Origin of the sequence: Streptomyces sp. NPDC019396, from assembly GCF_040632375.1 — a bacterium.
In the GTDB taxonomy this organism is placed as follows: Bacteria; Actinomycetota; Actinomycetes; order Streptomycetales; family Streptomycetaceae; genus Streptomyces.
This window is the reverse complement of sequence record NZ_JBEYBS010000012.1, coordinates 176,141-198,066: the sequence shown is the minus strand read 5'-3', so window position 1 is coordinate 198,066 and position 21,926 is coordinate 176,141. Positions and strand designations below refer to the sequence as shown.

21 protein-coding genes are annotated in these 21,926 nt (G+C 71.1%); 7 read left to right on the top strand and 14 right to left on the bottom strand.

Going from position 1 to position 21,926, the window contains the following annotated elements; translation table 11 throughout:
* Positions 1-124: 124 nt before the first annotated feature.
* The 9 genes from pstS to mshD all read right to left on the bottom strand — a co-directional run bounded on the left by pstS (position 125) and on the right by mshD (position 9,873).
* Complete coding sequence (pstS, locus tag ABZ532_RS16625; protein WP_361283261.1) at positions 125-1,261, bottom strand: phosphate ABC transporter substrate-binding protein PstS; 1,137 nt, start codon at positions 1,259-1,261, stop codon at positions 125-127.
* Positions 1,262-1,589: 328 nt separating this feature from the next.
* Positions 1,590-2,036, bottom strand: a complete 447-nt coding sequence (locus tag ABZ532_RS16620; RefSeq protein WP_361283259.1) for an NUDIX hydrolase — start codon at positions 2,034-2,036, stop codon at positions 1,590-1,592.
* Complete coding sequence (locus tag ABZ532_RS16615) at positions 2,033-3,169, bottom strand: CHAD domain-containing protein (RefSeq protein ID WP_361283257.1); 1,137 nt, start codon at positions 3,167-3,169, stop codon at positions 2,033-2,035. Before ABZ532_RS16615 ends, ABZ532_RS16620 begins: the two co-directional genes overlap by 4 nt.
* Positions 3,156-5,378: an RNA degradosome polyphosphate kinase gene (locus ABZ532_RS16610; protein ID WP_361283255.1), complete on the bottom strand. Its 2,223-nt coding sequence runs from the start codon at positions 5,376-5,378 to the stop codon at positions 3,156-3,158. The genes ABZ532_RS16615 and ABZ532_RS16610 overlap by 14 nt, the downstream gene beginning before the upstream one ends.
* 289 nt (positions 5,379-5,667) lie before the next feature.
* Positions 5,668-6,594: an ABC transporter permease gene (locus ABZ532_RS16605; protein ID WP_361283253.1), complete on the bottom strand. Its 927-nt coding sequence runs from the start codon at positions 6,592-6,594 to the stop codon at positions 5,668-5,670.
* Between the two features lie 39 nt (positions 6,595-6,633).
* Positions 6,634-7,557 (bottom strand): ABC transporter permease, encoded by a 924-nt coding sequence (locus ABZ532_RS16600; protein WP_361283251.1) that lies wholly within the window; start codon positions 7,555-7,557, stop codon positions 6,634-6,636.
* Positions 7,554-8,438, bottom strand: a complete 885-nt coding sequence (locus tag ABZ532_RS16595; RefSeq protein WP_361283249.1) for an ABC transporter ATP-binding protein — start codon at positions 8,436-8,438, stop codon at positions 7,554-7,556. The genes ABZ532_RS16600 and ABZ532_RS16595 overlap by 4 nt, the downstream gene beginning before the upstream one ends.
* Positions 8,435-8,854, bottom strand: a complete 420-nt coding sequence (locus tag ABZ532_RS16590; protein ID WP_361283247.1) for a GntR family transcriptional regulator — start codon at positions 8,852-8,854, stop codon at positions 8,435-8,437. The genes ABZ532_RS16595 and ABZ532_RS16590 overlap by 4 nt, the downstream gene beginning before the upstream one ends.
* Positions 8,855-8,949: 95 nt before the next feature.
* The gene (gene mshD, locus ABZ532_RS16585) at positions 8,950-9,873 is read right to left on the bottom strand and encodes a mycothiol synthase (RefSeq protein ID WP_361283245.1); all 924 of its coding nucleotides are present in this window, start codon (positions 9,871-9,873) and stop codon (positions 8,950-8,952) included.
* A 147-nt stretch (positions 9,874-10,020) separates the two neighbouring features.
* Here mshD and ABZ532_RS16580 point away from each other — a divergent pair, with 147 nt between their 5' ends.
* Both ABZ532_RS16580 and ABZ532_RS16575 read left to right on the top strand, forming a co-directional pair.
* Positions 10,021-11,853 carry a bifunctional metallophosphatase/5'-nucleotidase gene (locus tag ABZ532_RS16580; protein ID WP_361283243.1) on the top strand — a complete coding sequence of 611 codons (1,833 nt, stop codon included), beginning with the start codon at positions 10,021-10,023 and terminating at the stop codon, positions 11,851-11,853.
* Positions 11,854-12,062: 209 nt separating this feature from the next.
* Positions 12,063-12,950: a phosphatidylinositol-specific phospholipase C gene (locus tag ABZ532_RS16575; protein ID WP_361283241.1), complete on the top strand. Its 888-nt coding sequence runs from the start codon at positions 12,063-12,065 to the stop codon at positions 12,948-12,950.
* Between the two features lie 53 nt (positions 12,951-13,003).
* Here ABZ532_RS16575 and ABZ532_RS16570 read toward each other — a convergent pair whose 3' ends face one another.
* The 5 genes from ABZ532_RS16570 to ABZ532_RS16550 form a co-directional block, all read right to left on the bottom strand.
* The gene (locus ABZ532_RS16570) at positions 13,004-14,425 is read right to left on the bottom strand and encodes a HAMP domain-containing sensor histidine kinase (protein WP_361283322.1); all 1,422 of its coding nucleotides are present in this window, start codon (positions 14,423-14,425) and stop codon (positions 13,004-13,006) included.
* Positions 14,413-15,162: a response regulator transcription factor gene (locus tag ABZ532_RS16565; RefSeq protein ID WP_361283239.1), complete on the bottom strand. Its 750-nt coding sequence runs from the start codon at positions 15,160-15,162 to the stop codon at positions 14,413-14,415. Before ABZ532_RS16565 ends, ABZ532_RS16570 begins: the two co-directional genes overlap by 13 nt.
* A gap of 20 nt (positions 15,163-15,182) precedes the next feature.
* Positions 15,183-16,214, bottom strand: a complete 1,032-nt coding sequence (locus tag ABZ532_RS16560) for a trypsin-like peptidase domain-containing protein (protein ID WP_361283237.1) — start codon at positions 16,212-16,214, stop codon at positions 15,183-15,185.
* A gap of 181 nt (positions 16,215-16,395) precedes the next feature.
* The gene (locus tag ABZ532_RS16555; protein WP_361283235.1) at positions 16,396-17,418 is read right to left on the bottom strand and encodes a LacI family DNA-binding transcriptional regulator; all 1,023 of its coding nucleotides are present in this window, start codon (positions 17,416-17,418) and stop codon (positions 16,396-16,398) included.
* A 23-nt stretch (positions 17,419-17,441) separates the two neighbouring features.
* Positions 17,442-18,221 (bottom strand): response regulator transcription factor, encoded by a 780-nt coding sequence (locus ABZ532_RS16550; protein ID WP_361283233.1) that lies wholly within the window; start codon positions 18,219-18,221, stop codon positions 17,442-17,444.
* 208 nt (positions 18,222-18,429) lie between these two features.
* Here ABZ532_RS16550 and ABZ532_RS16545 point away from each other — a divergent pair, with 208 nt between their 5' ends.
* The 5 genes from ABZ532_RS16545 to ABZ532_RS16525 all read left to right on the top strand — a co-directional run bounded on the left by ABZ532_RS16545 (position 18,430) and on the right by ABZ532_RS16525 (position 21,808).
* A complete protein-coding gene (locus tag ABZ532_RS16545) occupies positions 18,430-19,272 on the top strand; it encodes an alpha/beta hydrolase (RefSeq protein WP_361283231.1) in 843 nt (280 codons plus the stop codon).
* Positions 19,273-19,309: 37 nt separating this feature from the next.
* The gene (locus ABZ532_RS16540) at positions 19,310-19,564 is read left to right on the top strand and encodes a MoaD/ThiS family protein (RefSeq protein WP_361283229.1); all 255 of its coding nucleotides are present in this window, start codon (positions 19,310-19,312) and stop codon (positions 19,562-19,564) included.
* A gap of 10 nt (positions 19,565-19,574) precedes the next feature.
* Positions 19,575-20,654 (top strand): hypothetical protein, encoded by a 1,080-nt coding sequence (locus tag ABZ532_RS16535; RefSeq protein WP_361283227.1) that lies wholly within the window; start codon positions 19,575-19,577, stop codon positions 20,652-20,654.
* Positions 20,655-20,750: 96 nt separating this feature from the next.
* Positions 20,751-21,497 carry a DUF2993 domain-containing protein gene (locus ABZ532_RS16530; RefSeq protein ID WP_361283225.1) on the top strand — a complete coding sequence of 249 codons (747 nt, stop codon included), beginning with the start codon at positions 20,751-20,753 and terminating at the stop codon, positions 21,495-21,497.
* A 203-nt stretch (positions 21,498-21,700) separates the two neighbouring features.
* Complete coding sequence (locus tag ABZ532_RS16525; protein ID WP_361283223.1) at positions 21,701-21,808, top strand: putative leader peptide; 108 nt, start codon at positions 21,701-21,703, stop codon at positions 21,806-21,808.
* Positions 21,809-21,926 lie beyond the last annotated feature (118 nt).

Genomic DNA, 21,926 nt, shown 5'->3' with positions numbered 1-21,926 from the left:
TTCCGGTCTGGGTGGGGGAGTCGCGGGTCGCGGATCCCCTGGCGGCGGTGCACCGGATGGTGTCGGCGGTGGCCGGCCCGGTCAGGGTGTGCCGGGCCGGCCGCCGCAGACGTTGTGCCGGGTCTTACTGGAGACCGGCGACGGTCTCGCGGACCTTGGCGTTGATCTCCTGCGGGATCGGGGCGTAGCCCGCCTCGGAGAGCAGCTTCTGGCCCTCGTCGGACGCGGTGTAGGTCAGGAAGGACTTGACCGCGCCCAGGGTCTCGGCCTTGTTGCCCTTGTCGCAGACGATCTCGTAGGTGACGAGGACGAGCGGGTAGGCGCCGTCGGCCTTGGTGGTGTAGTCCAGCTTCAGGGCGAGGTCCTTGCCGGTGCCGTCGATCTTGGCGGCGGCGATCGCCTTGGAGGCGTTCTCCGGGGTGGCCTTCACCGGGGCGCCGGCGCCCGTGCTGATGTCGACGGTCGGGATGGACTGCGAGCTGGCGTAGGACAGCTCGAAGTAGCCGATGGCACCGGCGACCGACTTGACCTGGGCCGCGACACCGGAGGAGCCGGAGGCAGCCTGGCCGCCCGGGGCGGGCCACTTCTTCTCGGGCTCGTACTTCCAGGCGTCCGGAGCGGCCTTGCTCAGGTACTTGCCGAGGTTCTGGGTGGTGCCGGAGTCCTCGGAGCGGTGGTAGGGCTGGATCGCGGTGCCCGGGAGCTTGACGCCCGGGTTGAGCTTGGCGATGGCCGGGTCGTCCCACTTCTTGATCTTCGTGTCGAAGATCTTGGCGAGGGTGGGGGCGTCCAGGACCAGGCTGTCCACGCCGGGCAGGTTGTAACCGACGGCGATCGGGCCGCCGACCATCGGCAGGTTGATGCCGGTGCCGCCGGTGCAGACCTTCTTGGACTCGGCGACCTCCTCCGGCTTCAGCGCGGAGTCGGAGCCGGCGAAGCCCACGCGGCCCTGGTTGAAGGCGACGATGCCCTCGCCGGAGGAAGAGGCCTTGTAGTTGACCTGCGCGCCCGTGCAGGCGGCCATGTAGTTCTTGACCCACAGGTCCATGGCGTTCTTCTGCGCGCTGGAGCCGGACGCCATGAGCTGGCCCTTGGCGTCGTCGCACTTGATGTTGGAAGCGGCGTTGCTCTTGTTGCCGGTGCCACCGGTGGAGCCGCCTGCGTTGTCGTCCGAGCCGCACGCCGTGAGGACCAGGGCGCCGGAGACCGCGAGGGCTGCGAGCGCGGTGGCGCGAAGCCCGTTGTTGCGCTGAAGCTTCACTGTTCGGGTGTTCCTTCCAGGAGCGCCGGTCGGGGACGCCGTCTCGGGTGACGGTGACGTTGTACGGCGGCGCGCGTCGGGGGCGGTGGGCCGGCACTGTGCCGGTCACCTTGTAAGCCCGAAATTAGGCAGAACAGGTGAAGCGGCCGACGGAGGAGAGTGAACGGAAGGTGAACCCTGTCGGGCGGGGGAGTTCCCGGCTCCCAGGTGAGCGCCGGTCGTGTGGGCGGTGATCGGGCGGGCCGTGATCGGGTGGGGGAACCGCCTGGATTCCGACGGTTTCCGCGACGCGGTTTCCCGCTCGCAGGGCGGGTGAAACATCCCTTTGCTACGGATGCATGCCCAATGGGCCGAAAATCCCGCGTACCGAGACGAGCGCGTCCACGAGCTGGCGGTCCCGTGGCTGGGTGAGCCGCTCGCGTGCCGCGCCGGGCGGCAGCCAGACGATGCGGTCCACTTCCTTGTTCGGGACGAAGCGTCCCGGGGTGTGCGCCTCGGCGGCCCAGTAGCTGACCTCCTTGAGCCGCCCGTTCGCCAGGTAGTGGACGGTGGGCAGGCGCGGACCGGGGGTGCAGTGGTGGCCGGTCTCCTCGAGCACCTCGCGCAGGGCTCCGGCGAGCGGATCCTCCGAGCGCTTCAGCTTTCCCTTGGGGTGCGACCAGTCGTCGTAGCGCGGGCGGTGGACCAGGCAGATCTCGATGCCGTCAGCCCTGTGACGGGTGGTGGCGTGCCGCCACAGCACGCAGCCCGCCGCGTGGACGACCGCGCCGTTCACGGGGCGGCCACCGTCCGGCTGCCCCGGGACTCCGCGGGGCCGTGCGACACCTCCTGCCAGACCTGGTGGAAGGCGAACCGCGCGGCCTCGACCTCATGGCGCTGGTCGGCGTGCAGCACACCCAGCGCGTAGGCCGTCGCGGGTGCGATACGGGGGGTCCGGGCGGCTGCTGCCGCGGCGGCCGCCGCCTCGGCCGCGTCCCGGTGCCGGTCGAGCGCGCGTGCGGCGACGGTGAGCAGCGGGTCCGCTCCCGGGGCCATGGCCCCGGCCCTGACCTCCTGCGCATAGCGGTGCAGCCGCAGCAGCAGCCGCACGTGGTGCCAGGGGGTGTCCTGGGCTTCACCGGCCGGAGCGTTCGCCAGGCCGTGGACCAGTGCTTCGGCGTTGTACGGGTGCGCGGCGCGCGCCAGCGGCAGTACGGCCACGGCGTCCAGCAGCCTCTCCTGCGCGGCGTCGGCGTGGAGGTCGAGCACATCGGCCGGTACGGCAGCGGCGGCGGTGAGCGGGGCCTCGGAGGCGAGCAGCGCCACCGCGTCGGCGACCGCGTGGAACCTCGACGAGCCGAGCGCCTGCAGGGCGGTGGAGTGGGCGCGGGTCCTGCCCAGCGTGAGCTGCCGTTCGAGCAGGGCTCCGGCGCGTGCGGCGCCGACGGTGAGCGCGCCGCGGGCCCCGGCGCCCCGGGCCCCTGTCCTCGCGTCGGGCGCGGGCGCTGCGGCGGTCTCGTTCGCCGCGTCCCCTGCGGCCCTCTCGGGTGCCGCAGTCCCTTCGTTTCGAGCGTGCGGCACCGGTGCGGCGCCCGACAGACGTGACAGCGCGTCCAGCAGCCGGGCCAGCCGGGACGTGCAGGCGTGCTCCAGGGCGAGCAGCCCCGACAGCCAGGCGAGCTCCGCACGGAGCTGGTCGGCCCAGGCGGGTTCCAGCAGCGAGCGGTACGTGTGCAGCGCGCCGCTGATGCGCCGCGCGGCGCGGCGCAGGGCACGGGCCGCCTCCCCGGCGCCCGCGGTGTCGGCACCGCTCTCGCGGTGCAGCCGCAGGCTGCGCAGGAATCCCGCGGCCTGCGTGTGCAGATATCCGGCCAGGACCTGGTCGGCGCCGGTTCCCCTCGGCACCAGGGGAAGGTCAGGGCTGTGCACGCCGGCGCCTCCGCGCGTCGATGAGCGTTTCCTGGATGTTCCGCAGCGGATGGCCGTCCTGGTCCGTGGAGTGCCGGGTCCAGTCCCCGTCCGGCCCGAGGTGCCAGGACGAGGTGGTCTCGGACATACCGGTCTCCAGCAGACGGTTCAGTGACGCGCGGTGTGCCGGGTCGGTCACCCGGACGAGGGCCTCGATACGGCGGTCGAGGTTGCGGTGCATCATGTCGGCGCTGCCGAACCACACCTCGGGCTCGCCGCCGTTGCCGAAGGCGAAGACCCGCGAGTGTTCGAGGAAGCGGCCGAGGACCGAGCGGACCCGGATGTTCTCCGAGAGGCCCGGGACGCCGGGTCGTATCGCGCATATGCCGCGTACCCAGATGTCCACCGGGACACCGGCCCGCGAGGCGTGGTAGAGAGCGTCGATGATCGCCTCGTCCACCATCGAGTTGACCTTGATCCGGACGTACGCGGGACGGCCGGCCCTGTGGTGGCCCGCCTCCTTGTTGATCCGCGCGACCAGTCCGTCGCGCAGCGACCTCGGCGCCACCAGCAGCCTGCGGTAGGTCTCCCGGCGCGAGTAGCCCGACAGCCGGTTGAACAGGTCCGAAAGGTCCGCCCCGACCTGCGGGTCCGCCGTGAGCAGCCCCAGGTCCTCGTAGAGGCGGGCGGTCTTCGGGTGGTAGTTGCCGGTGCCGACGTGCGAGTAGCGCCGCAGGGTCTCGCCCTCCTGGCGGACGACCAGCGACAGCTTGCAGTGGGTCTTCAGCCCGACCAGGCCGTAGACGACATGGCAGCCGGACTCCTCCAGCTTGCGCGCCCACTTGATGTTGGCCTGCTCGTCGAAGCGGGCCTTGATCTCGACCAGGACGAGCACCTGCTTGCCGGACTCGGCGGCGTCGATCAGCGCGTCCACTATCGGTGAGTCACCGGAGGTCCGGTACAGCGTCTGCTTGATCGCGAGCACGTCCGGGTCGCCGGCGGCCTGCTCCAGGAAGGCCTGGACGGAGGTCGAGAAGGAGTCGTAGGGGTGGTGCAGCAGTACGTCCCGCTCGCGCAGCGCCGCGAAGATGTCGGGCGCCGAGGCCGACTCGACCTCGGCGAGGTCGCGGTGGGTGCCGGCGATGAACTTCGGGTACTTCAGCTCGGGCCGGTCCTGGGACGCGATACCGAAGAGACCGGTGAGGTCCAGCGGGCCCGGCAGCGGGTAGACCTCGGATTCGGAGATCTTCAGCTCGCGCACCAGCAGGTCGAGCACGTACGGGTCGATCGACTCCTCGACCTCGAGACGCACCGGCGGGCCGAAGCGGCGCCGCATGAGCTCCTTCTCCAGGGCCTGGAGGAGGTTCTCGGTGTCGTCCTCCTCGACCTCCAGGTCCTCGTTCCTGGTCACCCGGAACATGTGGTGCGCCAGCACCTCCATACCGGGGAACAGCTCCTCCAGGTGCGCCGCGATCACGTCCTCGAGTGGGACGTACCGGTGCGGTGACGCCTCGAGGAAGCGCGACAGCAGCGGCGGCACCTTGACCCGGGCGAAGTGGCGGTGGCCGCTGACCGGGTTGCGGACGACGACGGCCAGGTTGAGCGAGAGCCCCGAGATGTACGGGAAGGGGTGCGCCGGGTCGACCGCCAACGGCGTGAGGACCGGGAAGATCTGCTGGCGGAACAGGGTGAACAGGCGGGCCTGCTCCTTGTCCGTCAGCTCGGGCCAGCGGATCAGGTGAATGCCCTCGTCGGCCAGGGCGGGGGCGATGTCCTGCTGGTAGCAGGCCGCGTGCCGGGCCATGAGCTCACGGGAGCGGTTCCAGATCAGATCGAGCACCTCGCGCGGCTGGAGGCCCGAGGCCGAGCGGGTCGCGACACCGGTCGCGATACGCCGCTTCAGGCCCGCCACCCGCACCATGAAGAACTCGTCCAGGTTCGACGCGAAGATCGCGAGGAAGTTGACCCGCTCGAGCAGCGGGGTCGCCGGGTCCTCGGCGAGCTCCAGCACCCGCTCGTTGAACGCGAGCCAGCTGCGCTCGCGGTCCAGGAACCGGCCTTGGGGCAGTTCCTCGCCCTCCGTCTCCGCCTCGTACGCATCCGCGTCGGCGTCGATATCGGGTTCCAGGTCGGAGACCACGGCGGCGACGGTGTGCGGACGGTGTGCGGCGATGGAGCCGACGGACGGCTGTGCGTGCTGGACCGGTACCTCGGCGGGCTGCTTGCTCATGACCCCATTCTTCCGCGTGGAGGGGGTCCCGGGCGCGTTGGAACGGGCCGTGGAGGCGGGGTGCCCTTGCGGTCGCGGGCGTGGCACGGCGGGCGGCTGCATTCACTGAGCGTCGCAAGGGTGACTGAATGCTTGGTAACGGGAAGATGACGGCTGAGTACACCGTGGGGCGGTTCGCCGGTGTGCCGCACTCCGTGGCGGCACCCGGAGCGTCCGTCGTCGAACGCCGGACGGGCTGCGTTTCCGGGGCGTGGACACACCGCGGAAACCTGGCCCGTCCGGGAGCCCGTCAGCCGTGCCGGGTGCGCAGGGCGCGGAAGGCCGCGTAGGTCACCGCGGCGGTGAGCGCCAGCACGATGCCGGTCTCGATGAGCTGGATCGGCCAGAAGTGCGACGGCGGGTGGAACACGGCGTACCACTCACGGACGCCCCGCCCCGAATGGCAGCCGGCCGGGTGGATGCTGTCCGGCGTCCAGCACTGCGGGACCCGTGCGCCATTGACCACCAGGCCTGATCCCTGCTGCCAGGCGCTGTCCGCGAGTTCTCCGCGGGAGAGCCGCCACACCACCTCCTGCACGGGCCACAGCCGGTCCCGCACGCTCTCGGCGAAGAGCATCACGAAGGCGGTGGCGCCGAAGGTGACGCTTCCCGCGGCCACCGCGCGCCGTAGCAGCAGCCCGGCGAGTGCGCCCGTCGCGAGGGCGAACAGACCGTAGGCGATGGCCGTCGGGCCCAGGGCCAGGAAGACATCGGTGTGGTACCACTCGTCGGACAGGACCTTCTCGCCGCCGTTGCGGTCCCAGCGGTAGAGAAGGGACAGCAGACCGGCCCCGACTGTGAACACAGCTGCGGTCACGCCCAGTTTGACGGCGAGCCAGCGGGCCGGGGTGACGGCGGACTGGGTCCAGGTGAGCTGCGCCGTGCCGCGTTCCAGCTCGGCGCCGAAGAGCGCCGCACCCGCGAAGAAGGCCACCGGGAGCGGGAGCCAGGCGATGGCGGTGGCGGCGGAGCTCATGGAGCTGCCGTAGCCGAAGTCGAAGGCCCAGGACGACAGGGGGGAGTCCCCGGAGAGCTGCTCCAGGTTGTCGGCGCCGATGAGGCGCAGGGCGATCAGCCCGGCTGCGGACAGTGCGACGAACGCCCCGAAGAGCAGCAGGGCCCTGCGGTGCGGCAGGAACAGGGACCGGGCGGGCCCGGTCAGCGGGTGGGTGCTCATGCGGCCTCGATGGTCGGTCGGGTGCGGGCGGGTGACCGCTCAGGCATGCAGGCGGCGCAGGACGCGGAAGGCCGCGAACGCCACGGCCGCGGCGAGCGCCAGTACGACGGCGGTCTCGACGAGCTGGACGGGCCAGAAGTGCGAAGGCGGGTGGTAGAGCAGGTAGTCCGTGACCGCGCCCCGGTCCGCCATGCACTGCGCGACCTGCTGGCCGGAACTGTCCGGGAGGGTGCAGTCGTCCCAGGGCACCCGTGCGCCGGAGGCTGTGAGCCTGCCGACCTCCAGCCACCAGTTGTCGACCTCGCGCCAGCTGGGGCCCCAGTCCTGGGGCATTCCGTGACCGGTCGCCAGGGCCCTGGGCCACAGGCGCGGGCGCAGTTGGCCGAGTGCGAGCAGCGTGGAGCCGGTCGCCAGTGCGGCGAGGCTCATGGCGACCAGCGCGCGGTGGACCAGCAGCCCGAGCAGGGCGCCGACGGCGATCGCGAGCAGGGCGTATGCCGCCGTGGTGATGCCGAGTGAGGCGTACGGCTGTGCGTCCCAGATGGTCTGTGGTGTGTAGTGGCGTACCGGCGCCCAGCTCCAGCGGTAGACGCCGACGAACAGCGCGGTGGCGGGCACCACGACGGCGGCCGTGAGCGCCAGCTTTGTGGCGAGCCAGCGGGCGGGTGACACCGACTGGCTCCAGGCCAGCCGGTGCGCGCCGGATTCCAGTTCCCGCCCGACCAGCGGTCCGGCGACGAACAGCGCGACGAGCAGCGGCAGCAGTGTGATCGCCAGATCGGCTTGGTCCACCGCCCCCGTCAGCAGGCTGTACGTCTTCATGTCCGGCTGCTTGATGTAGATGATCCGTGCCGCGCCCAGGCTGCCGCTGCTCACGAGCGCCACGGCCAGCACCGTCCACAGCGCGCGGCGGTGCTGGCGTACGACGACCCAGCGTGCGCCGATCAGCGGAAAGGCGCTCATGCCGTGAGCCCTTCGGCGGAGGGCGTGAGCAGTACGGGTGCGTCGGAGGTCCGCAGATGGGCCAGTACCAGCTCCTCCAGGGAGGGTTCCGAGGCCATCACGCCTACGGGGAGCGGCCCTTCGGCGCGTATCAGCGCGGTCAGCTGGCGCCCGGTCGTCCGGGACTCCACGACGGTGTGCGGGGCGAGTGCGGTGTCGGCGGGTCCGGTCACCAGGCGGTGGGCGGCGATCAGGTCGTCGATGCCGCCGCCCAGCCGGATCCGGCCGCCCGCGACGAGCAGCAGGTAGTCGCAGGCGCCTTCCAGTTCGCTGACGATGTGCGAGGACATCACCACGGTCGTGCCGCGTTCGGCCGCTTCGGCGAGCAGCGCGCCCATCAGCTGGTGACGGGCGAGCGGGTCGAGGTCGGCCATCGGCTCGTCGAGGAGCAGCAGTTCGGCCCGCTTGCCGAGCGCGAGGGCGAGAGCGACGCGGCTGCGCTGGCCGCCGGAGAGGCTGCGTACGCGGGCGTCCGGGTCGAGTCCCCCGCCGTCGACGATGCGCCGAGCGGACTCGTCGTCCCAGCGGCCGGGGTTGAGCTCGCGGCCCATCCGCAGTGTCTCGGCCACCGTGAGCTGGGGGAAGAGCGGCTTGTCCTGGCTGACGTAGGCGATCCGCTCACGGGCCGCTGCCGGGTGGTCGCCGAGCACCCGCAGGGAGCCCTCCGTGGGCCGCAGCAGTCCGGCCGCGGTCGCCAGCAGGCTGGACTTGCCCGCTCCGTTGGGCCCGACGAGGGCGCAGACCCGGCCCGCGGGCAGGGCGAAGGAGCAGTCCCGCAGGGCCCAGGCGCGCCGGAACCTCCTGCCGAGGCCGGTCGCCCGGATGGCGGAGTGGTCGGTCATGCGTCATCCCCCTGGTCGTGTGCGGTGGTGTGTTCGTCGAAGTGCTCGTCGAGGACGGCGGTGAAGAGCGCGGCCACGTCTTCCCGGCCCAGTCCCGCGGTGCGGGCGCGCGCGGCCCAGTCGGCGAGTTCGCCGCGGAGCGGGGATTCGCCGACCGGGCGGTCCGTGGTGCCGAGGGTCCTGCGTACGAAGGTGCCGAGGCCGCGCCGGGCCTCGACCAGGCCTTCGCGCTCCAGCTCGCGGTATCCCTTGAGCACCGTGTTCGGGTTGATCGCCGTCGCTTCCACCACCTCGCGGGCGGTGGGCAGCCGGTCCCCGGGCTCCAGCAGGCCGAGGCGCAGGGCCTGCTTCGTCTGCTGGATGATCTGGACATAAGTGGCGATGCCACTGCGCCGGTCGATCCGGTACTCGATCAAACAACACCACCCTTTCACTAATTAAGTAGTGAAAGGGTGGTGCAAAGAAGGGGGCGGTGTCAAACCGCCCCCTTCCGCGCGGTGCCGTGCGGGGCTCAGGTCTCCGAGCGGTACATCAGATCCACCTCGTGTGTGGCGAAACCGAGCCGCTCGTACAGCCGCAGCGCCGCCGTGTTGTCCGCGTCGACATAGAGCATCGCCGTCGGCAGCCCTTCGGCCGCGAGATGGCGCAGCCCGATCGCGGTGAGCGCCTTGCCGAGGCCGGAGCCCTGTGCGTCGGGGCGCAGTCCGACCACGTACACCTCGCCGAGCTGCTCCTCGGCGTGCACCTTGGTCCAGTGGAAGCCGAGGATCTCGCCGCCGCGCTCGGCGAGGAAGAAGCCCTTGGGGTCGAACCAGGGCTCCTGCTTGCGGTCGTCCAGGTCGCGCTGGGTCAGCGAGCCCTGCTCGGGATGGTGGGCGAAGGCGGCCGCGTTGGCCGCGATCCAGGCAGCGTCGTCCTGGCCCGGAATGAACGTACGAATGGTGACATCGTCGGGCAGATCGGGCTCCGGGATGTCCAGTGGGCTCAATGGCCGGCGCAGCTGGCGCAGTTCGCGGAACAGGGTGAGCCCGAGCACCTGGGCCAGATGCCGGGCCGCGGACTTGCCGCCGTGTGCCCAGACCCGCAGCCGTTTGCCCGATGCCGCCAGCAGAGCGTTGCCGAGGGCGCGCCCGTGGCCTCTGCCGCGGTGGTTGGGGTGGACGACCAGCTCGGCGGCCGGGGCCTCCACCGGGTCGGTGTCCTCGAGCTGGGCGTAGCCGCGCAGGTCACCGGCCACGGTGAGCAGGAAGTGCCGCACGCCTTCGCGCTGCCCGTGGCGCAGCTGGAGCCGTCCCTGCTCGGAGACGGCCTGCATGCCGTCGGTGCGGGCGGCGACGGAGAGCAGTGCGAGGACGTCATCGGCCTGCTCGGGGGTGAGTTCGTCGAGTGACTGGATCTGCCTGCCGGGCTCGAGGGCGGGGGCTGCGTCTGTCATACGTCGAGGGTACGGCGCCGGGCCGCAGCCGATCGGAAACCAGGTCGTAACCCTTTACCCCTGTTGCGCTACGCGCGTTGACAATAGGCTGCGCGGCTGAGGACGGCTGTCGTCCCGTTGAACCACGCTGAACTGACAAGGGGACAGATGTCAGCGACACCTAACCGGAAGCGCGGCCGCATGCTCGCCGCCGTCGCCGGACTGACCACCGTCGGCGCTCTGGTCGCCGCCATGCCCGCTGGTGCAGCCGAGGACCGCGGCCACGGACACGGCCACGGAGGATACGGCTACGGCCACGACCGCACCGTGGACGTCCAGCTGCTGTCCTTCAATGACCTGCACGGCAACCTCCAGCCGCCGGCCGGCTCCTCCGGGCGTGTCACGCACACGAACGAGGACGGCACCACCAAGACCATCGACGCCGGTGGTGTCGAGTACCTCGCGACGCACCTGCGCGAGGCCCGCAAGAACCACAAGTACTCGATCACCGCCGCCGCGGGCGACATGGTCGGCGCTTCGCCGCTGCTGTCCGGTCTGTTCCACGACGAGCCCACCGTCGAGGCGCTCAACAAGCTGGACCTCGACGTCACCTCGGTGGGCAACCACGAGTTCGACGAGGGCTACAAGGAGCTGAAGCGGCTCCAGTACGGCGGCTGCCACGCCACCGACGGCTGCTACGAGAAGAACGCCAAGGGCAAGCCGAAGTACTTCTGGGGCGCCGACTTCCCGTATCTCGCCGCCAACGTGACCAAGGAGAAGTCGGGCCGTCCGATCCTGGACCCCTACTTCGTCTGGGAGAAGAACGGGGTGAAGATCGGTTTCATCGGCGTCACCCTCGAGGGCACTCCCAACATCGTCTCCGCCGAGGGCATCAAGGGCCTGAAGTTCTCCGACGAGGTCGAGACGATCAACAAGTACAGCCGCATCCTGGAGCGCCAGGGCGTCAAGTCCATCGTCGCGCTGCTGCACGAGGGCGGGCTGCCCGCCTCCTCCTCGTACAACTACAACTGCGACAGCCCGGGCCCGGGCAACGGCATCTCCGGTCCGATCGTGGACATCGCCAAGAACGTCAGCCCGCAGGTCGACGCCCTGATCACGGGCCACACCCACCAGGCGTACGCGTGCACCATCCCGGACCCGGCCGGTAACCCGCGCATGGTCACCTCGGCCGCCTCCTTCGGCCGGCTGTACACGGACACCACGCTGACGTACGACCGCCGCACCCGCGACATCGTGCGCACGTCCGTCGCCTCGGCCAACCACGTCGTCACCCGTGACGTGGCGAAGGCCGAGGACATGACGCAGCTGATCGACCGCTGGAACACGCTGGCCGCTCCGATCGCGAACCGTCCCGTCGGCTACATCTCAGGCGACATCGACAACCCCGCCGACGGCCTCGAGAAGCCGCTCGGCAACCTGATCACGGACGCCCAGCTCGAGAGCATGGCCCCGGCCGACAAGGGCGGCGCCCAGATCGCGCTGATGAACCCGGGCGGCATCCGCGCGCCTTTCGTCCACAAGGCGAGCGGCAGTGAGGGCGACGGCGTCGTGACGTACGGCGAGGCGTTCACCGTGCAGCCGTTCACCAACATGATGACCGCCGTGGACCTGACCGGCGCCCAGCTGATCACCGCGCTCCAGCAGCAGGTCAGCGGTGCCAACCAGGCCGCTCCGAAGATCCTCCAGGTCTCCAAGGGCCTCACCTACACCCTGGACATGACCAAGACCGGCGCCGACCGGATCGTGGCGGACTCGGTGAAGCTGAACGGCGAGGCGATCGACCCGGCGAAGACCTACCGGGTCGCGATGAACGAGTTCCTCGCGGGCGGCGGCGACGGCTTCGCCGTCCTGAAGGAGCACAAGAACAAGCTGGTGGGCGGGTCCGACCTGGACGCCCTCATCGCCTACTTCGCCGCGCACTCCAGCGCGAGCGGCCCGATCGCGGCCCCGGCCACCGACCGGATCACCGTCATCAAGTAGCAAACCGCGCATCCCACAGGGGGCGGCAGGCCAACGGCCTGCCGCCCCCTGGCGTTCGCGCTTCGCTTCTCCCGGAATGTCCGGCTCCGGAAGTTTCCGTACCACTCGCGTCCAGGCCATTTCGTGACATGCGCATGTCTGGAATCATCCCGTGAGCCGACCGCGACCCCCCACATCGCGGCGGCTCACTGTCGATTAGGAGACGGCACATGTCATTGACCAGACGTGGTTTCCTCGCGGGCACGGGCGCCGCGGTCGCGTCCGCCACCGCACTCATCGGGGCGTCGCCGGCAGCCGCCGCCGGGCGCTCCGCTCAGCGGGTACTCGGCACCCAGGACTGGATGAGCGGCATCGACGGCAACCGGGCGCTGTCGACCCTCACCATCCCCGGTACGCACGACTCGGGCGCCCGCTTCGGCGGGCCGTGGCCCGAGTGCCAGAACACCACCATCGCCCAGCAGCTCGAATCCGGTGTCCGGTTCCTCGACGTACGGTGCCGGGCCATCGACGGCTCCTTCGCCATCCACCACGGCTCCTTCTTCCAGAACATGATGTTCGGCGACGTCCTGGTCGCCTGCCGCGCCTTCCTGGCCGCCCACCCCGGCGAGACCGTGCTCATGCGGGTGAAGCAGGAGTACTCGGGCGAGAGTGACACCGCGTTCCGCGCGATCTTCGACAACTACCTGGACGTACGGGGCTGGCGTTCCCTCTTCCGTATCGGCGACACCCTCCCCACCCTCGGCGAGGCACGCGGCAAGGTGGTCCTCATCGCCGACAACGGAGGGCTGCCCGGACTCAAGTGGTGGGACGGGAACGCCTTCGACATCCAGGACGCCTACAACGACCTGCCCTGGGACAAGTACCCCAAGGTAGAGGCCCATCTGCGCAAGGCCGTCCAGCAGCCGGGCAAGCTCTACATCAACTTCGTCAGCACATCGGCCTATCTGCCGCCGCGCTGGAACTCCGACGACCTCAACCCCCGGGTCCACCGCTTCCTGGACGGCACGGCGAGCGGCTGGAAGGGCCTCGGGATCGTGCCGATGGACTTCCCGAACACCCGCTCGGGACTCGTCGAATCGCTCATCCGCCACAACTGACGGGCGGGTAGCCAGGTCTGCCCGAGCCCGGGCCCCGTCCGCCCGGACAGGACCTAGGCAGGCAGTGAGGCGGGCGGCGGAGTCGGGGCACCGGGCAGCCGGATCTCGGCGACCGTCCCGCCGCCCTCCCCGGGGCGCAGCGTCACCTCGCCGCCCGCCTGCTGCACCGTACGGGCCACGATCGACAGACCGAGGCCGGAGCCGGGCAGTGCGCGGGCGGACGGGGAGCGCCAGAACCGCTCGAAGACATGCGGCAGTTCATCGGGCGGCACACCGGGACCGTGGTCGCGTACGGTCAGCACACCCCGGTCGAGCAGCACATCGATCCGCCCGCTCGGCGGGGAGAACTTCACCGCGTTGTCCAGCACGTTCACCAGCGCGCGCTCCAGCGCGGCGGGCTCGGCCCGTACGTACCAGGGGCGCAGCTCGGCGTCGATGGTCAGCTCGGGGCCGCGCAGCCTGGCCCGCTCCAGGGCCGTCCGCGCGGACTCGTGCAGGCCCACCACCCGGACCGCCCCCGGCGCCGCACTGTCCGGCCTGGACAACTCCTGGAGATCCCCGATCAGCGCCGCGAGCTCGCTCATCTGCGCCTTCACGGAGGCCAGCAGCGCCGCCCGGTCACCGGGCGGCAACGCGCGGCCGGTCTGCTCGCTGCGGGCCAGCAGCTCGATATTCGTACGCAGCGAGGTGAGCGGGGTGCGCAGCTCGTGCCCCGCGTCGGCGATCAGCTGCGCCTGGCGGTCGCGGGAGGAGGCCAGCGCGGCGGTCATCTGGTTGAAGGAGCGTGAGAGCCGGGCGATCTCGTCCTCGCCCTCGACGGGGATCCGCACGGTCAGATCCTCGGTGCGCGCCACATGCTCCACGGCCCCGGTCAGCCGGTCCACGGGCTTGAGCCCGGTCCGGGCGACCCAGAGCCCGGCGGCACCCGCGGCGAGCACCCCGACGCCCGCGAGTACGGCCAGCACCAGGGCCAGGCGGTCGAGTGAGGCGTCGACCTCGTCGAGGGGGCGGGCCACGGAGACCGTGACCGCCTGCTTGCCCGGACCAGGCAGCAGTATCCGCGTGGTGTGCACCCGCACCTCGGCGCCGCTGTCGGTGGTGCTGGCGTGCAGGGCATCCAGTGTGTCGCCCCGGGCGACATCAAGGTCCTCGGGTCGCACCTTCACCGGCTGGGAGTCGGCGGAGACACAGCGAGTGCCCTCGGCGTCGATGATCTGCACATACGCGAAGGCCCTGGCCGTGCCCCCGGTCGAGTCCCGCCCGGCGCGGCACGCCGCGAGGGTCTGGTCCACCGTGCTGAGCGGTGCGCTGGTGTTGCGCAGCGAGGTGTCCAGCTCCTGGCGCAGCTGTGCGCGGGTGAGCAGCCAGCAGGTCACGGCGACCGCCGCGACCGCCATGGCGACCGCGGTCGCCGTCAGCAGGGCCAGTCGCGACCGCAGGGGCAGCGTCTGGAACCAGCGGATCACTCCGTCGATCCTTCCCGCAGGGTGTAACCGACCCCGCGTACGGTCTGGACCAGCCGCGGCTCGCCGGCCGCCTCGGTCTTGCGGCGCAGATACATCACATACACATCCAGTGAGTTGGAGCTCGGCTCGAAGTCGAAGCCCCAGACGGACTTGAGGATCTGCTCCCGGGTGAGCACCTGCCGCGGATGCGTGAGGAACAGCTCCAGCAGGGTGAACTCGGTACGGGTCAGCTCGACCCGGCGCGCACCTCGTGTGACCTCGCGGGTCGCCGGGTCCATCCGCAGATCGGCGAAGGTCAGCACGTCGCCGTTCCTGTCCGGCGCGCTGTCCGCCGCCACGGCGTACGCGCTGCGCCGCAGCAGCGCCCTGATCCGGGCGAGCAGCTCGTCCAGCTCGAAGGGCTTCACCAGATAGTCGTCCGCCCCGGCGTCGAGACCGGTGACGCGGTCGCCGACGGTGTCCCGGGCCGTGAGCATCAGGATCGGCAGGGTCGATCCCGACGCCCGGATGCGGCGGGCGGCCGTGAGGCCGTCCATGCGCGGCATCTGGACGTCGAGCACGACCAGGTCGGGCGGGTACGACTCCAGCTTCGCGAGGGCGTCCACACCGTCCACGGCGACCTCGGTGTCGTAGCCCTCGAACGCGAGGCTGCGCTGGAGCGCCTCGCGTACGGCGGGCTCGTCGTCGACGATGAGGATGCGGTCGTCGCGGTCGCCACGTTCGTCCGGGCCCGGTGCTGTCGTCATGCTGTCAGCCTCGCACGACCTCAGAAGGAGTCACCGGTTGACGACCCGGACGACCCGGCGCGCAGCTTCTCCAGGTCCGCCTTGACGGTGTTGACCGGGATGGCGAACCCGAGGCCGACGCTGCCCGCACCGGAGCCGCCGGATGAAGCGGGCGAGTACATGGCCGAGTTGATGCCGATGATCTCGCCGTTCATGTTGATCAGGGCGCCACCGGAGTTGCCCGGGTTGAGCGACGCGTCGGTCTGGATCGCCTTGTACGTGGTCTTGGAGTCGCCGGTGTCCCCGTTGAACTGCTGACCGCCGAACTCGAAGGGCCAGCCCTGGCGGGGATCCTGCTGCTGCCCGCGGCCTTGGCCGTCGTCCTTGGCGACGGTGACATCGCGGTCGAGCGCCGAGACGATACCGCTGGTCACGGTGCCGGTGAGACCCTCGGGCGAGCCGATCGCGACCACCTCGTCGCCCACCTTGAGGCTGCCGGAGTCGCCGAGGGCCGCGGGCGTGAGCCCTTCCCCCGCGTCGCGGAGCTTGATCAGGGCGAGGTCCTTGTCGGGGTCGGTCCCGACGACCTCGGCGGTGCCGGTGCTGCCGTCGCTGAGAGTGACCTTGACGGTGTCGGCTCCGGAGACGACATGGTTGTTGGTGATGATCTCGCCATCCTTGGTGATGATCACACCGGAGCCGGTGGACTGGCCGGCGGAGGTGGAGGCCCCGATCTCCACGATGCTGGGTGACACCGCTGCGGCGACCCCGGCGACGGTGCCCTTGCTGCTCTGGGAGACCGTGGTCCCGTTGACCGCGCTCTGCGCGGACTGGGCGGCGCCGTGCCCGGCGTACCGGTCCACGAGCGTGGCCGCCCCGCCCCCGACCGCCGCGGCGATGACCGCCACGGCGGCGATCAGCGCGACGGGCCGCTTGGCCCGCGCCCGGTGCCGGGGGTGCTGCTGCGGCTGCTCGGGGGCGTACGCCGGCGGAGCGGGATAGCCCGCGTCCCCGAAGCCCGCGTAGGGGTACTGGTCCGTGCTGCTCTCGCTGCTGCGGTGGTAGTCCGTCATGGTGCGAGTCTCGGACCGCGAGATGAGAGGTCCCTGAGACCGGGCTGAGAACCCCGATAGAACCGCGTATGCCCGGAATAAGGTGCACCCGCCCGGCCCTCACAGGGCACGCAAGCCCCCGGCCCTCACGGGCCCGGGCAAGCCCCCTGGGCCCGAGAGCCCGTGCGCCGCCCGCGTGGCGTCACGCGCAACCGCAGGAACGGCGGACGATCAGCGCCGACGGGAACTGCTTCACCCGCTCCCGCCGCGACCCCAGCACCCTCAGCCCGTCGTCCAGCACGAGGTCCACCGCTGCCCGCGCCATCGCGGGCCGGTCCGAGGCGATCGTGGTCAGCGGAGGATCGGTCAGCGCCGCTTCCTTCACATCGTCGAAGCCCGCCACCGCCAGCTCGCCCGGCACGTCGATGCGCAGCTCGCGCGCCGCGCGCAGGAGGCCGATCGCCTGGTCGTCGGTGGCGCAGAAGATCGCGGGAGGCCGGTCGGGACCGGACAGCAGCTTGAGGGCCACGAGGTAGGCGTCATAGCGGTTGTAGGGAGCCTGGAACAGGCGCCCTTCCGTGGACCGCCCGGACTCCAGCATGGCTCGCCGCCAGCCCTCGACGTGGTCGGCCACCGGGTCGCCCACCGCGGGGGTGTTCTCGATGCCACCGAGACAGGCGACGTACTCATGGCCGTGCTCCAGCAGATGCCGGGTCGCGAGCTGGGCGCCGCCGATGTCGTCGGTCACCACCGCGACGTCGTCGATCGCCTCGGGGCGCTCGTGGAGCAGCACGACGCGTGCGTCCCACGCCTCGATCTCCGCCGCGGCCCGCTCGCTCATGCCCTGACTGACCAGGATCAGCCCGGCCACCCGCATGCCGAGGAAGGCCCGCAGATAGTGGACCTCGCGCTCGTCGCGGTAGTCGGAGTTGCCGACGAGGACCATCTTCCCGCGGTCGGCCGCGGCCCGTTCCACCGCGTGTGCCATCTCCGCGAAGAAGGGCTGGCGTGCGTCGGGGACGATCATGCCTATGAGGTCGGTGCGCCGCGAGGCCATGGCCTGGGCAACCCGGTCGGGCCGGTAGCCCAGCTCCTTGATCGCGGCGAGTACCCGCTCGCGCGTGGCCGGGGCGACCGGCCGGGGTCCGTTGTTGATGACATAGCTGACGACAGCGGTCGAAGTGCCCGCCAGTCGTGCGACGTCATCCCTCGTCACCTTGGCCACGCGCGAAGTCTACGCGTGGTGACTCACCTCTGGGCAGGGCTTACGGAGGCTTCGTGTTCTTCGGTGTGCTCCTCCGTACGTGTGGTCGAAGCGGCCGCCTTCGCCTTGGCCTCTTCGGCCGCGCGTTCGACCTTCTCCGGGGCGACGAAGCGGTAGCCCACATTGCGTACGGTGCCGATCAGCGACTCGTGCTCGGGGCCGAGCTTGGCGCGCAGCCGCCGCACATGGACGTCGACCGTGCGCGTACCGCCGAAGTAGTCGTACCCCCACACCTCCTGAAGGAGCTGGGCCCGGGTGAAGACCCGGCCAGGGTGCTGTGCGAGGTACTTCAGCAGCTCGAACTCCTTGAAGGTCAGATCCAGGACCCGGCCCTTCAGCTTGGCGCTGTACGTGGCCTCGTCCACGGACAGATCGCCGTTGCGGATCTCCATGGGCGAGTCGTCCGCGGTGATCTGCTGGCGGCCCATCGCCAGCCGTAGCCGGGCCTCCACCTCCGCGGGGCCCGCGGTGTCCAGCAGCACGTCGTCGATGCCCCAGTCGGCGGTGACGGCCGCGAGGCCGCCCTCGGTGACGACCAGGAGCAGCGGACAGCCGGGCCCGGTGGAGCGCAGCAGCTGGCAGAGGCTGCGTACCTGCGGGAGGTCGCGGCGGCCGTCGACGAGGATCACGTCGGCGCCGGGGGTGTCCACCAGGGCCGGGCCCTCGGCGGGGGCGACCCGCACGTTGTGGAGCAGCAGGCCGAGGGCCGGGAGCACCTCGGCCGACGGCTGGAGTGCGTTGGTGAGGAGCAGGAGTGAGCTCATCGGGCCCCACCTGCCCGGTCCGGATGGTGCTTCGTCCTGCGGCGGTCGTCGTGCGCGGTTGGCTCGCCCATCACGTCGGTTTCTCCTCGTCCCCGTGTCCTGAGGGGTCCGCGATCTTTTCGTACACCTGTCTGTAACAACGGACTGGAAACACGAAAGGACCCGGGGGCTGCGTTGCCCGGATCCTCTGCCCAGCAGAATAGCCCACATGGGTTCTGCGTCAGAGGCTCGATTTCACTATGTGGATGTTTCCTCGGTCACGGACGGCCTCCGGCACGCCACTTCGGGGACAACCTTGACCGCGATTTTGCGGACCTCCGACGACGTGCGCATCGAGGCTCGGTACAAACCGTCCACGGCTGCGCCGGCTGCTGGTGCGACCGATACGGCGATTGTCCTCGCCCACGGCTTCACCGGCTCGGTGGACCGCCCCGCGGTACGCCGGGCCGCCGCCGTCCTCGCCCGGCACGCGGCGGTGGTCACCTTCTCCTTCCGCGGCCACGGACGCTCCGGCGGGCGCTCCACGGTGGGCGACCGCGAGGTGCTGGATCTGGCGGCGGCGGTGGCCTGGGCACGGTCCCTGGGGCACCGGCGGGTGGTGACGGCGGGGTTCTCGATGGGCGGTTCCGTGGTGCTGCGGCACGCCGCGCTGTTCGGCGAGGACCACGAGTCGTGCACGGACGCGGTCGCGTCGATCAGCGCCCCGGCCCGCTGGTACTACCGGGGTACGGCCCCGATGCGACGGCTCCACTGGGTGGTCACCCGGCCCGTCGGACGGCTCGTCGGGCGCTATGGCTTCGGGACCCGTATCCACCACGAGGACTGGAATCCCGTGCCGCTCTCGCCGGTCGAGGCCGTCCCGCTGATCGCGCCGACCCCGCTGCTGGTGGTGCACGGGGACCGCGACCCGTACTTCCCGCTGGACCATCCGCGCATGCTGGCCGCGGCGGGTCCGTGCGAGCTGTGGATGGAGCCGGGCATGGGACACGCCGAGAACGCGGCCGGCGAAGAGCTGCTGGGGCGCCTCGGGAACTGGCTGGTCCGGGGATAGCCCATGATGGGTAACCGACGAGAGTGAGGAGTGGCTCATGGCAGCGGGAACCATCCGCTACTGGGCAGCGGCCAAGGCCGCCGCCGGTGTGGCCGAGGAGCCCTATACCGCGGAGACCCTCGCCGAGGCGCTGGGCGCCGCGCGCGAGCGGCACCCGGGCGAGCTCGTCCGCGTACTGCGGCGCTGCTCGTTCCTCGTCGACGGCGATCCCGTCGGGACGCGTGGACATGAGACGGTACGGCTTGCCGAGGGCGGCACGGTCGAGGTGCTCCCGCCGTTCGCAGGAGGATGAACCGCACAGCATGAGCAGCGATCAGCAGCTTCCGTTCGAGCCGCACGACCCCCAGGCCACCCAGACGTGGCAGGGCGAGACCTGGGACACCCGGTACCAGCCGACGCTCGGGGCGCCCGGGGCATCGGCGCCGCTCCCGCAGCAGCCGCAGCACGAGCACCAGGCGACCCAGGCGGCGCACCCGCTGCCGCCCGAAGCGCCGGTACCCGGGGCGCCACCTTCCGGGATGTCCGCTTCCGGGACGGAAGCGCACAGCGGCAACGGGACCGGCTACAGCGAGCCCACCACCCTGGGCACCGCCAGGATCACCGACGCCCAGCGCGCCCGGGCCGAGGGGCGTTCACCGATCATCCCGCCGGGTATCCGTCCCGCGGGTCTGACCGCCGTGGCCGGCCTGCTGTTCGCGGCTGCCGCCGCCGCGTCGTCGTACGCCCTGCTCGTGCCGCTGGTCCTGTTGCAGGGCGCCACCGCCGCCGGCTGGTTCCGGCTGAACGGCATGTGGCCCGCACGCCAGGGCATCGCGCTCGCCTTCGCGGGCGGCCTGGTCGCGGATGTGGCCCTGCTGGTGGTGGGCCGGGGGAACGCGCCCGCCGCGATCCTGGGCACCCTCGGCATCTGGGTGCTGCTCACCTTGATACTCCAACTGCGCAGCCACGCCGACCCCGATGAGCGGATGTACGGGCTGATGGCCACCACGGCATCGTCCGCCCTGACCATTCTGGGGGCCGGCTTCCTGGCCGCCGACACCGATGCGGTGATCGTCGGCGGTCTCGCGGTCGCCGCCGCGACCGTCTGCCGTGCGCTGCGCCTGCCCGGCACCGCCGCCGACGGCGCGGGAACCGGGGCCGTCTCGCTCGGCGCGGCGGTGCTCACCGCAGCCGGTGCCGGCGCGGTGGGGGGTGCGCTCGCCGGACTCGACGTGCTGCCCGCGGCGCTGCTCGGTACCGGAGCCGGTCTGTGCGCCCTCGTTGGCCTGCGGGTGGCGAGCTACGACTACCCGTCACGCTTCGTCCATATGACGGCGGGGGTCGCGCTGCCGCTCACGGCCGCGGCGCCGATCGTGTATCTGCTGGGGCGTGCGTTGGTCTAGTGCACACCGGGGAACCATTCCCCTGCGCCCGGACGTCGATCATTCGGGCCTGTCCGACCCTGGACCGGCCAGACACAGGCGGGGGAACGACACGACATGCGCGCACTGCGAATACTTCTGATCACCGCGGTGATCCTCGGCGGGCTCTTCGCCATCGCCGACCGGCTCGCGGTCGGCTACGCGGAGGGCGAGGTCGCGGCCAAGATCAGAAGTAGCCAGGGCCTGAGCGCGGACCCCGAGGTGTCGATCAACGGCTTTCCCTTCCTGACCCAGGTCGTGAGCTCCGAGCTCGACGATGTCTCCGTGAGCATGGGCGGGGTGAAGGCCAGCGCCGGTGGCCACAGCATCGAGGTGACCGAGGTCTCGGCCGAGCTGAGCGGTGTCCGCCTCAACGGACTGAGCTCCGCCGTCGCGGACCGCGCCACCGGTTCGGCCCGTATCTCCTACGCCGACCTCGCCAAGTCGGCGCCGGGGGGCGCGAGCGTCTCCTACGCGGGCGCCGAGCGGGCGGCCAAGGGTCAGGTCAAGGTGACCGGCCCGGCCGTCCAGCTGGTGGAAGGCGCCGGTTTCGACCTCCCCGGCCTCGCCGAGGGTCTGCTGAAGGGCCGCACGATCACGACGTACAGCACCGTCTCGATCGCCGGCGGCGACACGGTCCGGATCCGCGCCGCCGATCTGCCGCGGCTGCCGGTGCCCGGCCTGGACGGCACGCTGCGCGACGCCGTCGACTACGACCTGAAGATCGACGGGCTCCCGAAGACGGTCAAGCTGGACAAGGCCGTGGCCGATGAGAACGGGCTGCGGTTCTCGGGTGTGGGCACGCGCGTGCGGCTGGCAGGCTGAGCGGCTCTCCACCGCCCCTGACCGCTGATGATCGGATCGTGAGACGATGCCGTCCGATCCGTAGATGCCGACCGGGGTCCCGGACCACGGGGGCTCTGCCTGGATGGGCGGCGACCGCCAGTCGTTCCGCCATGCGGACGATCGTGTCTCGACATATGACACGCCGGTGACATCCCCGCCTTCTCGTCCCTACGATCGGCACCATGCAGCGAATTTCGAGCGGTCTCCAGTCCCGGGGACAGGCGGATCTCACGAAGCGGCGGGCAGTAGACCTGTGCCGCGTCGCCGCCATGCTCTGTCGCTCCTTCTGAGCGGAAGCTCCACTTCCGCATCCCGGGCCCTGTGACGCCCCTTCCGCCCAGGGCCAGCCGTGTGCCCCACGCCTCTTCCGCGTACCCGCACACACCCCTCGCGCATCGCCCGCGCACC

Bases quoted from the DNA above. Each gene is read 5' to 3' on its own strand.
- ABZ532_RS16610 (WP_361283255.1), bottom strand. From the start codon at position 5,378: ATGAGCAAGCAGCCCGCCGAGGTACCGGTCCAGCACGCACAGCCGTCC.
- ABZ532_RS16605 (WP_361283253.1), bottom strand. From the start codon at position 6,594: ATGAGCACCCACCCGCTGACCGGGCCCGCCCGGTCCCTGTTCCTGCCG.
- ABZ532_RS16600 (WP_361283251.1), bottom strand. From the start codon at position 7,557: ATGAGCGCCTTTCCGCTGATCGGCGCACGCTGGGTCGTCGTACGCCAG.
- ABZ532_RS16595 (WP_361283249.1), bottom strand. From the start codon at position 8,438: ATGACCGACCACTCCGCCATCCGGGCGACCGGCCTCGGCAGGAGGTTC.
- mshD (WP_361283245.1), bottom strand. From the start codon at position 9,873: ATGACAGACGCAGCCCCCGCCCTCGAGCCCGGCAGGCAGATCCAGTCA.
- ABZ532_RS16580 (WP_361283243.1), top strand. From the start codon at position 10,021: ATGTCAGCGACACCTAACCGGAAGCGCGGCCGCATGCTCGCCGCCGTC.
- ABZ532_RS16575 (WP_361283241.1), top strand. From the start codon at position 12,063: ATGTCATTGACCAGACGTGGTTTCCTCGCGGGCACGGGCGCCGCGGTC.
- ABZ532_RS16565 (WP_361283239.1), bottom strand. From the start codon at position 15,162: ATGACGACAGCACCGGGCCCGGACGAACGTGGCGACCGCGACGACCGC.
- ABZ532_RS16560 (WP_361283237.1), bottom strand. From the start codon at position 16,214: ATGACGGACTACCACCGCAGCAGCGAGAGCAGCACGGACCAGTACCCC.
- ABZ532_RS16550 (WP_361283233.1), bottom strand. From the start codon at position 18,221: ATGAGCTCACTCCTGCTCCTCACCAACGCACTCCAGCCGTCGGCCGAG.
- ABZ532_RS16545 (WP_361283231.1), top strand. From the start codon at position 18,430: ATGGGTTCTGCGTCAGAGGCTCGATTTCACTATGTGGATGTTTCCTCG.
- ABZ532_RS16540 (WP_361283229.1), top strand. From the start codon at position 19,310: ATGGCAGCGGGAACCATCCGCTACTGGGCAGCGGCCAAGGCCGCCGCC.
- ABZ532_RS16535 (WP_361283227.1), top strand. From the start codon at position 19,575: ATGAGCAGCGATCAGCAGCTTCCGTTCGAGCCGCACGACCCCCAGGCC.
- ABZ532_RS16530 (WP_361283225.1), top strand. From the start codon at position 20,751: ATGCGCGCACTGCGAATACTTCTGATCACCGCGGTGATCCTCGGCGGG.
- ABZ532_RS16525 (WP_361283223.1), top strand. From the start codon at position 21,701: ATGCAGCGAATTTCGAGCGGTCTCCAGTCCCGGGGACAGGCGGATCTC.